We start from the raw sequence: 13,039 nt of genomic DNA, 5'->3' as shown, positions 1-13,039 counted from the left end.
TTGTGGTCAGCGCGCGGCAACGAGCAAGGCGTCCTCCATGCGCTGGCGTACCCTGGGCCATGCGGCGGTGTTCACCAAACGTTCGGGCTTATCGCCCGTTGCCAGCAGTGCCAGGATCTGCGTCGCGGCCAATGTGGCGTTCCTGCGACGGGCGTCATGCGTCACGCCTGCCGTGTGGAAGGTGGCGACGACGTTGTCGAGCGTCAGAAGCGGATGTCCAGGCGGAGGCGGTTCGTAATCCCAGACGTCCAGGCCGGCGCCCGCCAGGTGTCCGCCGGACAGCGCTTCGTACAGGGCAGTCTCATCGTGGATGCCGCCCCGGGCCGTGCTGACGAAGATGCTGCCCTGGCGCATGGCCGCGAAGGCTGCAGCGTCCATCATCCCGAGTGTGCTGGCATCGCGCGGGCAGTGTAGCGACACAATATCGGAGGTGCGCAGCAACTCGTCGAACGAGACGGACTCGGCACCGCGCTTGGCCATCTCTGCGCTGTCGAGATACGGGTCATAGCCAATCACGCGCATGCCGAAGGCACGGCCAAGCGCCGCAGCGCGGCTCCCGGCATGTCCGACACCGACCAGACCCAGCGTACGTCCACGGAGTTCGTGGCCCATCAGGTCTTCGCGGCTGCCGGTGGTATGCGTCTTCATGCGGCGGTCCGACTCCGGGATGCGCCGCATCACAGAGAGCATCAACCCGAGCGCCATTTCAGCCACGGAATCGGCGTTCCCGCCGGCCTGGTTCATCACGGCCACACCCGCGGCCGTGCAGGCGGCGATGTCGATGGTGTCGCAACCGGAGCCGCTCGATGACACGGCCAGAAGGTTCGGACAACGCGCGAGAAGCTCTGCCGTCACGAACCAACGTCGGGGCAGCTCGTCCTTGGCGGCGGAAATCTGATACACGTGGGCTTCGGAGAGGCGCGCCCATGCCTCTTCGTCCGCCCCTTCGCGCTGGCACGTGTGCAGCGCGACATCTGGCGCTTCGCCCACTATGCAATCGAAGGCGGGGTCCAGCCAATGGTCGAAGCGCACGACCTGGCGCTTTGTCGGAAGGGCCTGGCTCATAGGACCCCCTTGTCAGCCAGCGAGCGGTCTACCCAGGTACGGTCAGCACGGCCTTGCGCAATCGATTCCAGCACGCCAGCTTCCATGCGCTGGACGTCTTCCACGCGAACCGCAATCGCTTCGGCTTCTTCGGCGGGAACGACCAGCAGGCCATCACCATCGCCAATGATCAGGTCGCCGGGCCGAACCACCATGCCGTCGATGGAGACCGGCACGTGGAGTTCTCCAGGGCCATCCTTATAGGGGCCGCGGTGCGAAACGCCACGGGCATAGACGGGCAGCGGTTCCTTGCCAATCGTGTCGCTGTCGCGAATCAGGCCATCGATGACAAAGCCTGCCGCGCCGCGCGAAATGGCGAGTGCCAACATGATTTCGCCGATGATGGCATTGGGACCAACGCCACCGGCATCGACCACGATGACATCGCCCGGGCCGGAGAGATCGATGGCCTTGTGCACCATGAGGTTGTCACCCGGACGCGTGCGAACGGTCAGTGCTCGTCCGACCAGATTGCCGTCGCGGCGATGGAATGCGCGCAACTGACTGGTTCCCGTCGTACGGCTCATGGCATCGCTGACATTGGCGACCGGGAAATTGCGATACCGCTCCATCAGCGACGCACTGACAAGGTGCGCGGGACGCGGATGAATGCGAAAGCCGTGCGGCGAAGTCATTGGTTTGTCTCCTGTATCGACCGTAAGGGTTCTGTTGGGATGCGGTGAAGGTTGGGATTCAATGCGGAGGCGGGCGGTAGATGCACCGCGCATCCACATCCGTCGCGCGGGGGATACCCAGCATGGCCAGGTCTCGGGAAATCTCGGCTTGCATCAGATTGATGCCGTGCGCAACACCCTGGCGGGCGCCCACTGCCGCCGCGTAGGCGAACGGCCGCCCGATAAAGACGCAGCGGGCACCCAGGGCTAGCGCCTTGAGGACGTCGGTCCCGCGGCGTACCCCACTGTCGAGCATCACCGGCAGCTGCGGGACGGCCTCGACGACCTCCGGCAGCGCGCGCATTGAGGCGATAGCGCCATCCAGCTGACGGCCGCCGTGATTCGAGACGACGATGCCGTCTACGCCATGCTGTTGCGCCAGGCGCGCGTCCTCCGCCGTCAGGATGCCCTTGACCACGAGCTGCCCCTTCCAGCGGCGACGGATAGTGGCCAGGTGATCCCACGTGAAATGCGCGCGGTCCGAGAAGTCGCGTTCCACATTTCGCGAGACGATAGGCGTGCCGCGGTGGGCATACGCGTTCTCGAAGTGCGGGATGCCGTGGCGTACCACGGTGCGAATGAAGGTGCCAAGCAGCCAGCGCGGATGTGTGATGCCTTGCCAGGCGAGGGCAGCACTCGGGCGCAGCGGCGTCGAGAATCCGGCCCGGATGTTGTTCTCGCGATTCCCCGCGACGGGCGTGTCGACGGTGATGACGAGCGTTTCGACCTTGGCCGCTTCGACGCGGGCCAGCAGACCTTCGATTTGCCGCATGTCACCGGGCAGGTAGGCCTGAAACCAGGTACCGGGTGCCGCTTCCATGACGTCTTCGAGCCGAATCAGCGACGAGCCGCTCATGATGGCCGGTACGCACGCCTGGCTGGCTGCCTGTGCCATCACGACGTCCCCGCGATAGGCGAACAGGGCCGAGATGCCCATCGGGGCCAGGCCAAATGGCGCAGCGTACTGCCGGCCGAACAGACTGAAGCGCAGGTCGCGAGTCGACACGCCAACCAGCACGCGGGGCCGCAGTGCCAGGTCTTCGAAAGACTGTCGGTTCTGCGCCAAGGTTATGTTGTCCTCGACCGCTCCGCTCACATAGGCGTAGAGCGGCTTGGGCAGGCGTTTGCGTGCCAATGGCTCGAAGTCTTTCAGCGACAGCACGCGCCGTTTTAGCCAGGCCGCCTGCCTCTCGCCTTTTGCCGCAACGGACGCGTTCTCCGTCTTCTTGTCACCGGATTGCAGTGCAGCGGTCTGAGCGGTGTCGTCGATGGGAGCGGCTGACATGGGTGCGTTGGCCAGAATGTGGAGCCAATCTAGCAATCCGAACCCAACGATAAAAGCGAAAAATAACGAAGATATAATTTCGCTTTTATGAAACTATCGGGGATTTACCGATTTGGATTCGCCATGACTCTCAAGCAACTTGAGGCCTTCTACTGGGCGGCAACCTGCGTCAACTTCACCGTGGCGGCGGAGCGTGTTCACCTGTCGGTGTCGTCGTTGTCCAAGCGGATTGCCGAGTTGGAAGCGTCGCTGGGCGTGGCCCTGTTCGACCGGAGCGGGCGGAGCGCCGAGCTGACGGCCCAAGGCGAGCAGATGCTGCCCCAGATTCATGCGATGTTGCACGCCGCCGCGGAACTGCGGCAGTCGGCGGGGCAACGCCATGGTTTGACTGGGCGGTGCCGTATCGGCCTGGGCGAACTGAGTGGACTGACCTGGCTGCCAAAGCTGGTGCGCGAGGTGTCGTCACGCCATCCCGGCCTGCTGCTGGAGCATCATGTCGATATCGGGCAGGTCCTGGAGCAGCGCCTGCATGATGGGGAGCTCGATATCGGTGTCCTGGCCGGACCCTCTACCCGCAGCAGCCTGGCGGCCGAGCGGATAGGGCAGGTGGATTTCGCGTGGGTGGCCAGCCAGTCTTTCCTCGACATGGCCGGTACCGATGACCCGCGGGTGCTTATGGGCGAACAGACGTTGCTCACGCTGCCTGTGGGTGCCGGCGGGACGCGGATTCTCGACCAGTGGCTGGCTCGCAGGGAACTGATGATCAGCCGGCGCCTGATGTGCAACAGCTGGGGGGCCGTTGTCGGCATGGTAGTGGAGGGGCTGGGCTTCGGATTCGTCCCTCGACTGTGGGCCGACGCGCTAGTGGAACGGGATGCGCTGCGCATCCTGCCGGATAGCGATGCATTGGAGCCTCTGCACTACGCTGTGCAATGGCGTCGCGATGACACGCGACCGCTGATTCGAGCCATGCGCGACATCGTCCGCGGCGTGATCGACTTCCAGGCGCCGCGTTGCTTTGTGTGAGAGCGGCCACAGCCCACCGCTTTGGGAACCGGGGGTCCTTGGTGACCCATCCCAAGCAGCGCAAGTTGGGAAGCGTTGACGCACGTCTGCCGCGCACTGCCGCGATGTTTTGTATCCCAATGTAGCGGCCTGCGCCGCCGATACGGATCAATACATTGGCCGCCTTCACCGGCTACAGGCGGGATACATGGCTGACCTTCAATGCTGCATAGGCAGCAGACACCCGGCCGCTTCGACCGGGAGGCTTGCAGCAAGAGGAAGGGCATGGAGCGCTACGCACCCACGTCCCACCGCACTCAAGGAAGCAAAGGAATCCGACATGAGAATCGACCGCATCGTGACAGCCGCCATGACCGCCGCCTGCCTTGCCGCAGCGCTTTCCGCCCACGCACAGGCCCCCACCGTCCACCGCACCGACCTGGTCAGCCATGACCTCAGTGTCCAAGGCAAAGACGGCATCCAGGTACGCGTGGATTTCGATCCGGGCGCCTTCGCGCCGAAACATACGCATCCGGGCGAAGAGATCGCTCATGTGTTGCAGGGAACGCTCGAATATCAACTTGGCGACCAGCCGCCGGTTCGGCTGAAGACCGGGGAATCGCTCTTCATCCCCGCGGGCACGCCGCATTCGGCGCGGAATGTCGGCGGCGGGCAGGCGTCGGAACTCGCGACCTATGTCGTCACGAAGGGCGCGCCGCTGGTGACGCCAGCGAAGTAGTCGGTGCTGCGCCGATCCGGCGCACGCCGTTACGCAGAACCGCATACCGGAAGGCGCCGTTGGCGTGCGGTTCGGCCCCTCGACGGAACTCGCCGGCGAGGGCGTGCGCGCCAAGGCGGCGTCCCGCGGCGCCCCGATGTTTCACGACACCTGTGCCACCTCGTCAGCACGCGCTTGTGGCACCATCTGCTGCGCCGGCGGACGGATCCTGAACCAGATGGCATACATCGCCGGCAGGAACGCCAGTGTCAGCAGCGTGCCGGCGAGCGTTCCGCCGATCAGCGTATAAGCCAGCGTGCCCCAGAACACCGAGTGGGTCAGCGGGATGAAGGCGAAGACGGCTGCCGCCGCCGTCAGCAGCACCGGTCTGGCCCGCTGCACGGTGGCTTCCACCACCGCGTCATACGGCGAGAGGCCTTCCTTCAGATTGCCCTGGATCTGCCCGATCAGGATCAGCGTGTTGCGCATCAGGATGCCGGACAACGCCACGAGCCCCACCAGTGCATTGATGCCGAATGGCTGATGGAACAGCAGGAGCGTCGGCACCACGCCGATCAGACCCAGCGGACTCGTCAGGATGACCATCACCATGCCAGCCATCGACCGCACCTGGAACATGATGATCAGCAGCGTGATTGCCAGCATGATGGGGAACAGCGGTGCCAGCGCCTTGTTCGCCTTGCCCGCCTCCTCGATGGAGCCTGCCATCTCGATACGATAGCCGGAGGGCAGCTTCTGGATGACCGGCTGCAGTTGCGCCAGGATGGCTTGGGATACGTCTGGCGGCTGTTGGCCGTCGGCGATGTCGCCCCGCACGGTGATGGTTGGCGTGCGGTCGCGGCGGCGCAGGATGGGGTCCTCCATGCGCACGTCCACGGTGCCGACCTGCGAGAGCGGTACGCGTTCGCCGCTTGCGCCGACCAGCGTGAAACCGGCGATGCGCTCTGGATCGAGCCGGATGTCGCCCCCGGCGCGCGCCAGCACCTGCACGGAACGGATGTCCTCGCGCACCTCGGTCACCGGTACGCCGGCGAGCAGGAATTCGAGCTGCTGCGCCACATCGTGCGAGGTCAGCCCAACGGACTGCAGCCGGTCCTGCTGCAGCGAGAAGTGCAGCGCCGGAACGCGCGGGCCCCAGTCGGTGTTGACCGTGCGCATCAGCGGGCTGGCGCCCATCACATCTTCCACCCGCTTCGCGATGGCGCGCAGCTGGTCCGGGTCCGGGCCCATGACACGAAACGCGACGGGGAAGGGCGAGTACGGGCCGAACACCAATTGCGTCACGCGCACGCGCCCGCCCGGCGCCAGCCCCTCGGCGACGGCCTGGCGGAGCCGGCCCTTGAGTGCGTCGCGTTCTTCCTGGCTGTCCGTTCGCACCACGATCTTGGCGAAGGACGGATCAGGCAGTTCCGGCGACATTGCCAGGTAGAAGCGCGGTGCCCCCTGGCCGATATAGGCCGTCACGATCTTCGATTCCGGCTGCTTGTCCAGCCATGCCTCCACCTTCGCGGTTACGGCGCTGGTCTGTTCGATGGAGGTGCCGTAGGGCATCTGCACCTCCACCAGCACCTCGGGTCGGTCGGAAGTGGGGAAGAACTGCTTGCGCACGGCGCCCATGCCGACGATGCTCGCGGCGAAAAGACCGATCACGATTGCCGCTACCAGCCATTTCCGCCGGATCACCCGCGCCAGCACGCCGCGAAAACGCTGGTAGTTTGGCGTGGCGTAGATGGCGCCATGGCCACCTTCCACCTGCTTTATCTCGGGCAGCAGCTTCACGCCGAGATAGGGCGTGAAGGCGACCGCGACAATCCATGAGGCGATCAGCGCGATCCCGACGATCCAGAACTGGTTGCCGGTGTATTCGCCCGCGGAAGACTTCGCAAAGCCATTCGGCATGAAGCCAACGGCGGTGATGAGCGTGCCTGACAGCATAGGCGCGGCCGTATGGCTCCAGGCGTAGGCCGACGCCGCAATGCGCCCATACCCTTCCTCCATTTTCACGACCATCATTTCGATGGCGATGATGGCGTCGTCCACCAGAAGGCCCAGGGCGAGTATCAGGGACCCCAACGTAATGCGGTCGAAATTCTTGCCGGTCGCGGCCATCACCACGAAGACGGCGGCCAGCGTCAGCGGCACCGCCGCGGCGACCACCACGCCCACCCGCCATCCCATGCTGACAAAGCTCACCACCAGCACCACGACCAGCGCGGCAAAGAACTTCACCATGAACTCGTCCACGGCCGACCTGATGTTGACGGCCTGGTCGGTCACCTTGCTCAGTTCCATGCCCAGCGGTAGTTCGGCGCTGATGTTCGCCACTTCCGCGTCGAGCGACTTGCCGAGGTCAAGGCCGTTCCAGCCGTCGCGCATCACGATGCCGAGCAGCAGCGCCGGCTCGCCCTTGTTGCGCACCACGAAGCTGGCCGGGTCCTGGTAGCCGCGCTCGACGGTGGCGATGTCCGACAGCTTCAGCGTGCGGCCGTGCGCTACCACGGGGGTGTCGCGAATGCGCTCGAGCTTGTCGAACGCGCCGTCAAGCCGCACGAAAACCTGCGGCCCGTCTGTGTCGATCGAGCCGGCAGGGGTGAGCACGTTCTGGCTGTTGAGCGCAGCGAAGATGTCCTGCGGGGTCACGCCGAGGGTTGCCAGCCGGTCGTGCGAGAACGACACGTAGATGCGCTCGGCCTGTTCGCCGATGATGTTGACTTTCTTCACGCCCGCCACATGCAGCAGGCGCTGGCGGATGGTTTCCGCCTCGCGCACCAGCAGCCGCTGCGGCTCGCCCCTGGCTTTCAGCGCGAAGAGGCCGAAGGTCACGTCGGAGTATTCGTCGTTGACAAGGGGGCCGACGACGCCCGCTGGCAGGGACCGCGCCTCGTCGCCAAGCTTCTTGCGGGCCTGGTAGAACTCCTCAGGAACCTCCTTGGGCGGCGTGCTGTCGAGCAGCGTGACGGTAGTGAAAGCCAGTCCGGGACGTGTATAGGTTTCGGTGCGGTCGTAGTAGCGAAGCTCCTGCATGCGCTTTTCCAGCTTCTCCGCGACCTGGTCCTGCATTTCCTGCGCCGTCGCGCCGGGCCAGGCCGTGATGAAGATCATCGACTTGACGGTGAAGGGCGGGTCCTCGGCCCGGCCTAGCTGGAAGAAGGCGACGACACCTGCGATGGAGACGAGGATGATCAGGAAGAGCGTGACGGCGCGCTCGCGCACGGCGAGTGCCGAAAGATTGAAGCCACTCATTACTGTACCCCTGCGCCGTTTCCGGTATGGGGCGTACTGCCGGGAAGGGCGGTGTTGGGAGCTTGCGCGGTTGCCGCCACCTTCACGTCAGACGCCAACCTGACCTGCTGCCCTTCGTTGAGCAGATGGGCGCCCAGCGCCACCACGCGGTCGCCGGGGTGGATCGGGCCCTCCACGCGCGCGGTATCGTCGCTGATGGCGCGCACGGTTACTGGTCTCCACGTTACGTGTGCCGGATTGCCTGCCAGCACCCAGACGCCGGCGCCTTTGCCGGGATCGTGGAGGGCGCCGATGGGAACCTGCAGGCCGGAAGGCGATGCTTCATGCGGATCGGTCACCTGCAGCGTGACGGTGGCGCCCAGCGGTGCATCGGTCAGCGCGCCGCCAAGCACGTAACGTGCTTCATAGGTGCGGGTCTGCCTGTCGGCGGCGTCGGAAAGCTGCCGCAGGGTTGCGGTGACTGCCTCGTCTTTGCCGTAGAGCGTGGCCCGCGCCGAGGAGCCCGTCGGCGGACGCAGGGTTTCGGGCAGGTGGATGATCGCCTCGCGCTGGCCGGCGCGAGCCAGCCGCACCACCACCTGGCCGGCATTCACGACCTGCCCGGGTTCCGCGACGGTCTCGACCACGACGCCGTCGGCATCGGCCAGCAACACGGCATAGTCGGAGGCGTTTCGTGCCACATCGGCCTGCGCCTCTTCCGCCCTGAGCTGTGCGCGCGCCGAGTCGGCCGAGGCCTTGATCTGGTCATAAGCGGACGCCGATACCGCTCCGGCCGCCACCAGGTCGCGGTAGCGCTCCTCGTCGGCCGCCAGTTGCGTGGCACGCGCCTTGGCAGCGGCCACGGCTTCCTGCCGCGCGCGTGCCGCGAGCTTCAGGTCGACGGGATCGAGGCGCATCAGTGGCTGGCCACGCTTCACGGATTGGCCGGTGTCGACCAGGCGCTCCAGCACCTTGCCCGATACGCGAAAGCCCAGGTCGCTCTGTACCCGGGCTGCGACGACCCCAGTGAAGGCACGCCGCACGGCGGCAGCGTCCTGGACGCTTTCCACTCTGACCAGCGGCGCGAGCACGCGGGGATCGGCCTGTGGTTTGCCGCCGCATGCCGCCAATACAAACGGCACGAGGCAGATGGCCGCGAAGACTGAAGCCCGGCTGGCGGCGTGGGTGACGGCGGAAACGAAAAAGCGGCGCTGAAGCATGAAGGCCTCCATACGAATGGCCTTCACTGTATAAACAGTGACCAACATAGTCAATGGTCACTGCGTCGTTTTTTGAGCGGGGCGTTTGCCGATATCCAACGGGTCAGGGCGCCAAGCTCCGCAAGATCAGGTTGCTGAGCTGCGCCGGCGCCACTTCGACGAAGTCGAGGTTGTACTGGAGTTGTAGCGGGTCGAGGTAAGGCTTCATCACCAGGTAGATGGCGTGAGCGGTTTCGTCGAGCGGTGTCTTGCGCTCGAATTCGCCCGCTTCGCGCCCTTCTCGCACGATCTGAAGGATCAGCTGCTGCATGTGGGCGTCATAGGCGCGGGCGGAGCCCCACTGTTCCTCGCAGGCCACGACCGCAATCGCATAAAGCTTGCGGTCTTGGAAAAAGAGTCGGCTGCCGGCCTCGGCCAGCGTGGCAAAGAGGCGTCGCAGCCGCTCGGTGGCGGAATCCGCGCCGGCCACGGCTTCGTCCACTGCCTGGCGCATCTGGGCCAGGCAGTTGCCGCAAATCACTTCGCCGATAGCCTGCTTGGAATCGAAGAACTTATAGACGTAGGCCTTCGAGAATCCGATGGCCTTCGCCAGATCGGACACCGTGGTCTTTTCGTATCCGTAAAGGCTGAAATGCTCCGTGGCGGCGTCAACGATCTGGTTGCGCACGCTGTGATCCGCAGGACCACGGGGCAGGGGGGGAAGGGCGGAGGTATCGATGGGGGTATCGGTCATGGCATGAGCTTACACGCTGGATTGGCATTGACAAAGAGTGACCAGTTTGTATTATGGTCACAAGTCACGCACAACAACCTCCCATGCCACTCCGCCCGCCTATGCATTCCCCGTCCCTTCGTTCGCGTCCCCGAAGCCATCCCTACGGGGCCGTTGTCACCACCATCGCCCTGTTGGCACTCGCCGGCTGTGCCGTCGGCCCGGATTATCGCAAGCCAGATGTGCCCCACGCTGAACGTTTTCTTGGCCAGCGCGACGTGGAGCAGCGCCAGGCCTCCGCCCGGGCGGATCTCGAAGTCTGGTGGGAAGGCTTTGGCGATCCGCAACTGACACGATTGGTGCGGCTGGCACTTGACCAGAACCTGGATCTCGCGGCAGCCTCCGCGCGCGTCACGCAGGCGGGGGCAGGGCTGCGCTACGCCACGGCGGCGCTGTTGCCATCGGGCGCAGTGAGTGCCCAGGCCGCGAAGCAGTACCAATCCGTCGAGACGCCGCTGGGCCGGGTGCTGAACGCGGCGCCGAATTTCGACCGGCATGGCAGCCTGTACGAGGCCGACCTTTCCGCAAGTTGGGAGATCGACATCTTCGGAGGCCTGCGGCGCGAGCGCGAGGCTTCGCAGGCGGAGTACCAGGCGTCTGAGGCCGGGCTGGCGGCCACCCGGGTAGAAGTGGCGGCGCAGGCGGCGGACACCTACGTGACCGTCCGCGGCCTTCAGACCCGGCTGTCGATCGCGCGGCAGCAGGTGGAGACACAGCAGAAACTTGTGTCGACCGTCAGGCTTCTCTACGCCAAGGGACTTGCCGCCGCGCTCGAAGTGCAGCAGGCAGAAGGCGCGCTCGCGCAGGTGGAGGCCACCATTCCCGAACTGGAATCCGGCCTCGATGCCGCGCTGAATGCGATGGACGTGCTGCTTGGCAGTGCGCCCGGAACCTATCGCGCCGAACTTGCCGACATCAAGGCGATCCCGGCCGCTCCACGGATAGAGGCCACGGGCACGCCCGCCGACTTGCTGCGGCGGCGCCCCGACCTCATCGTGGCGGAGCGCCGGCTGGCGGCATCGAATGCCCGCATCGGCGCCGCCATCGCCGAATACTATCCGAAGGTCACACTCAGCGGGCTGTTGGGCAGCGCGACGACCGTGGCCAGCGGCAATCTGTTTTCGGCCGGCGCCAACCAGGCCGGCGGGGTGGCCGGACTGCGCTGGCGGCTGTTCGATTTCGGACGCATCGGCGCGCAAATCCAGCAGGCCAAGGGACAGGAGGCCGAGGCGCTGGCTGGCTATCGACTGGCCGTGCTGCGCGCATCGGAAGATGTGGAGAACGCCTTCACGGCGCTGGTCAAGCGCGAGGAACAAACCAATACCCTCGAACGCGGCGAACTGGCGCTGCGCCAGGCCCGGAATTCGTCGTTCGCGGCATACCAGAAGGGCGTCGTTCGCCTGATCGAGGTCCTGCTCGCGGACGAGAACCTGCTGAGAACTTCCGATGCGAAAGCGCGCGCCGAAACGCAGTCAGCCCGCGCCGCCATTGCTGCCTTCAAGGCGCTGGGTGGGGGATGGCAGGCCGGCGCGGCGGAAGGCGCGAAATCGTAGGCAATGCGCCAGGCGGCATGCCCGCAGCGCAACGTACCGTGCGATAGCGCGAGGCAATGCATGGTCGACGTTCCCTGGTGAATCGATTTTCCAGCACCCTCGTCAGGGGCGATCGTTTCGATGGCGCTGGACGCCTACCGGCTGGGCCTTGGCCAGCGGGTCAGAACGCTCCCGAACCGCGTTATCTTCGCTGCGGCGACGGCAGTCCCAGGTGATCCCGCAATGTGTACCCTTCATAGTCGCGCCGGAACACGCCGCGCTCTTGCAGGATCGGCACCACTTCGCGGGTGAAGTCATCGAGGCCGCCGGGAAAGTAGGCGGGCATGATATTGAAGCCATCGGCAGCGCCGGCCCGTACCCATTCGATCATGTGGTCGGCCACCTGGACGGCCGTGCCGACCACGATCTGGTGCCCGCGCGCGCTGGCCACAAGGTGATAGAGCTGACGCAGCGTCAGCCCGCGCTCGTGCGCCAGCCTGATCAGCAGTGCACTGCGACTATGCACGACGACGTCGGTGGGCAAGGGCGGCAACGGCGCATCGAGCGCGAAGCCGGACACATCGGTCGCCAGTTGCTCGGACAGGATGGCCAGTGCATTGGACTGGTCGGTGAACGATTGCAGTTGGGCCAGCTTTTCGTGTGCCTCGGCCTCGGTGCGACCGATGATCGGCATCAGGCCCGGCATGATCAGGCAGTGCCGCGGATCGCGTCCCGCTGCGACCACCTGCCTGCGCAGGCCAGTGGCGAACGCGATTGCGGATGCGATGTCCTGCTGTGCCGTGAAGGCGACCTCGGCATGGCGCGCGGCCAATGCCTGGCCGGGGCCGGACGAGCCGGCCTGGATCAGCACGGGCTGGCCCTGCTCGCTATTCGTGACGTTGAGCGGACCGGCGACGGAAAAGTGCCTGCCCTCATGGTTCAGCGCGTGCATCTTGCCGACGTCGATGTAGATGCCGCGTTCCTTGTCCTGAATGTACGGGTCGGGATCCCACGATCGCCAGAGTCCCTTCACAACCGAAACGAATTCCTCGGCAATGGCATAGCGTTCCGCGTGATCGGGATGACGGCTGCGGCTGAAGTTCACCGAACCATCCGCGAACGTGGTGACGATGTTCCAGGCGGCGCGGCCGCGCGACAGCTTGTCGACCGTGGCCAGCGTTCTTGCCAGGTTGAATGGCTCGCTGTACGTGGTCGACGCCGTGGCTGCCAGCCCGATGCGGGTGGTCACCATCGACAGCGCGGCAAGCATGGCCAACGGGTCGGGGCGCGTAATCATCGACGGGTGAGCGTCGGCGGAAGTTAGCAGCCGGTCGCCGAAGAACACCATGTCGAACCTGGCCCGCTCGGCGGCCTGCGTCATGCGCACGACCAGATCGATGTTCTCGGTACCGGATTCGGCGCCCGGGTAGCGCCAGCCGGCGGCATGGTGGCCCGCTGCGAGCAGGAACAATCCAAGTTTCATGAT

General features: G+C 65.4%; 10 protein-coding genes. 3 read left to right on the top strand and 7 right to left on the bottom strand.

All coding sequences use genetic code 11. The annotated features are described in order from the left end of the window. Positions 1-6 precede the first annotated feature (6 nt). The 3 genes from AC24R4_RS27760 to AC24R4_RS27750 are packed head-to-tail and all read right to left on the bottom strand — an operon-like array spanning position 7 to position 2,940. Positions 7-1,065 (bottom strand): hydroxyacid dehydrogenase, encoded by a 1,059-nt coding sequence (locus AC24R4_RS27760; protein ID WP_487524077.1) that lies wholly within the window; start codon positions 1,063-1,065, stop codon positions 7-9. Further along, on the bottom strand, positions 1,062-1,739 hold the full coding sequence (locus AC24R4_RS27755) for an RraA family protein (RefSeq protein WP_400395663.1): 678 nt from the start codon (positions 1,737-1,739) through the stop codon (positions 1,062-1,064). The genes AC24R4_RS27760 and AC24R4_RS27755 overlap by 4 nt, the downstream gene beginning before the upstream one ends. Positions 1,740-1,797: 58 nt before the next feature. Then, positions 1,798-2,940, bottom strand: coding sequence for an alpha-hydroxy acid oxidase (locus AC24R4_RS27750; RefSeq protein WP_400395667.1), 1,143 nt, complete (start codon positions 2,938-2,940; stop codon positions 1,798-1,800). 246 nt (positions 2,941-3,186) lie between these two features. Here AC24R4_RS27750 and AC24R4_RS27745 point away from each other — a divergent pair, with 246 nt between their 5' ends. Both AC24R4_RS27745 and AC24R4_RS27740 read left to right on the top strand, forming a co-directional pair. Next, complete coding sequence (locus tag AC24R4_RS27745) at positions 3,187-4,089, top strand: LysR family transcriptional regulator (protein ID WP_400395665.1); 903 nt, start codon at positions 3,187-3,189, stop codon at positions 4,087-4,089. A gap of 319 nt (positions 4,090-4,408) precedes the next feature. After that, entirely contained in the window at positions 4,409-4,807 is a 399-nt protein-coding gene (locus tag AC24R4_RS27740; RefSeq protein ID WP_487524076.1) for a cupin domain-containing protein, read from the top strand. 141 nt (positions 4,808-4,948) lie between these two features. On the opposite strand, the gene AC24R4_RS27735 is transcribed toward AC24R4_RS27740, so the two are convergent. The 3 genes from AC24R4_RS27735 to AC24R4_RS27725 all read right to left on the bottom strand — a co-directional run bounded on the left by AC24R4_RS27735 (position 4,949) and on the right by AC24R4_RS27725 (position 9,982). Next, on the bottom strand, positions 4,949-8,050 hold the full coding sequence (locus tag AC24R4_RS27735) for an efflux RND transporter permease subunit (RefSeq protein ID WP_487524075.1): 3,102 nt from the start codon (positions 8,048-8,050) through the stop codon (positions 4,949-4,951). After that, complete coding sequence (locus AC24R4_RS27730) at positions 8,050-9,249, bottom strand: efflux RND transporter periplasmic adaptor subunit (RefSeq protein ID WP_487524126.1); 1,200 nt, start codon at positions 9,247-9,249, stop codon at positions 8,050-8,052. The genes AC24R4_RS27735 and AC24R4_RS27730 overlap by 1 nt, the downstream gene beginning before the upstream one ends. A 103-nt stretch (positions 9,250-9,352) precedes the next feature. Further along, positions 9,353-9,982: a TetR/AcrR family transcriptional regulator gene (locus AC24R4_RS27725; protein WP_153949636.1), complete on the bottom strand. Its 630-nt coding sequence runs from the start codon at positions 9,980-9,982 to the stop codon at positions 9,353-9,355. 53 nt (positions 9,983-10,035) lie between these two features. On the opposite strand from AC24R4_RS27725, the gene AC24R4_RS27720 reads away from it, so the two are divergent. Beyond that, on the top strand, positions 10,036-11,574 hold the full coding sequence (locus tag AC24R4_RS27720; protein ID WP_487524074.1) for an efflux transporter outer membrane subunit: 1,539 nt from the start codon (positions 10,036-10,038) through the stop codon (positions 11,572-11,574). Positions 11,575-11,755: 181 nt separating this feature from the next. On the opposite strand, the gene AC24R4_RS27715 is transcribed toward AC24R4_RS27720, so the two are convergent. Further along, on the bottom strand, positions 11,756-13,036 hold the full coding sequence (locus AC24R4_RS27715; protein WP_487524073.1) for an LLM class flavin-dependent oxidoreductase: 1,281 nt from the start codon (positions 13,034-13,036) through the stop codon (positions 11,756-11,758). Between the last annotated feature and the right edge of the window lie 3 nt (positions 13,037-13,039).

The organism is Cupriavidus sp. CER-90, from assembly GCF_057652055.1.
The sequence above is the reverse complement of the archived record's forward strand: the minus strand, read 5'-3'. Positions and strand labels throughout refer to the sequence as shown.

What these genes read in the sequence shown, in the direction of transcription:
- AC24R4_RS27760 (WP_487524077.1), bottom strand. Translation starts at nt 1,065, where the DNA reads ATGAGCCAGGCCCTTCCGACAAAGCGCCAGGTCGTGCGCTTCGACCAT.
- AC24R4_RS27755 (WP_400395663.1), bottom strand. Translation starts at nt 1,739, where the DNA reads ATGACTTCGCCGCACGGCTTTCGCATTCATCCGCGTCCCGCGCACCTT.
- AC24R4_RS27745 (WP_400395665.1), top strand. Translation starts at nt 3,187, where the DNA reads ATGACTCTCAAGCAACTTGAGGCCTTCTACTGGGCGGCAACCTGCGTC.
- AC24R4_RS27740 (WP_487524076.1), top strand. Translation starts at nt 4,409, where the DNA reads ATGAGAATCGACCGCATCGTGACAGCCGCCATGACCGCCGCCTGCCTT.
- AC24R4_RS27735 (WP_487524075.1), bottom strand. Translation starts at nt 8,050, where the DNA reads ATGAGTGGCTTCAATCTTTCGGCACTCGCCGTGCGCGAGCGCGCCGTC.
- AC24R4_RS27730 (WP_487524126.1), bottom strand. Translation starts at nt 9,249, where the DNA reads ATGCTTCAGCGCCGCTTTTTCGTTTCCGCCGTCACCCACGCCGCCAGC.
- AC24R4_RS27725 (WP_153949636.1), bottom strand. Translation starts at nt 9,982, where the DNA reads ATGACCGATACCCCCATCGATACCTCCGCCCTTCCCCCCCTGCCCCGT.
- AC24R4_RS27720 (WP_487524074.1), top strand. Translation starts at nt 10,036, where the DNA reads ATGGTCACAAGTCACGCACAACAACCTCCCATGCCACTCCGCCCGCCT.
- AC24R4_RS27715 (WP_487524073.1), bottom strand. Translation starts at nt 13,036, where the DNA reads ATGAAACTTGGATTGTTCCTGCTCGCAGCGGGCCACCATGCCGCCGGC.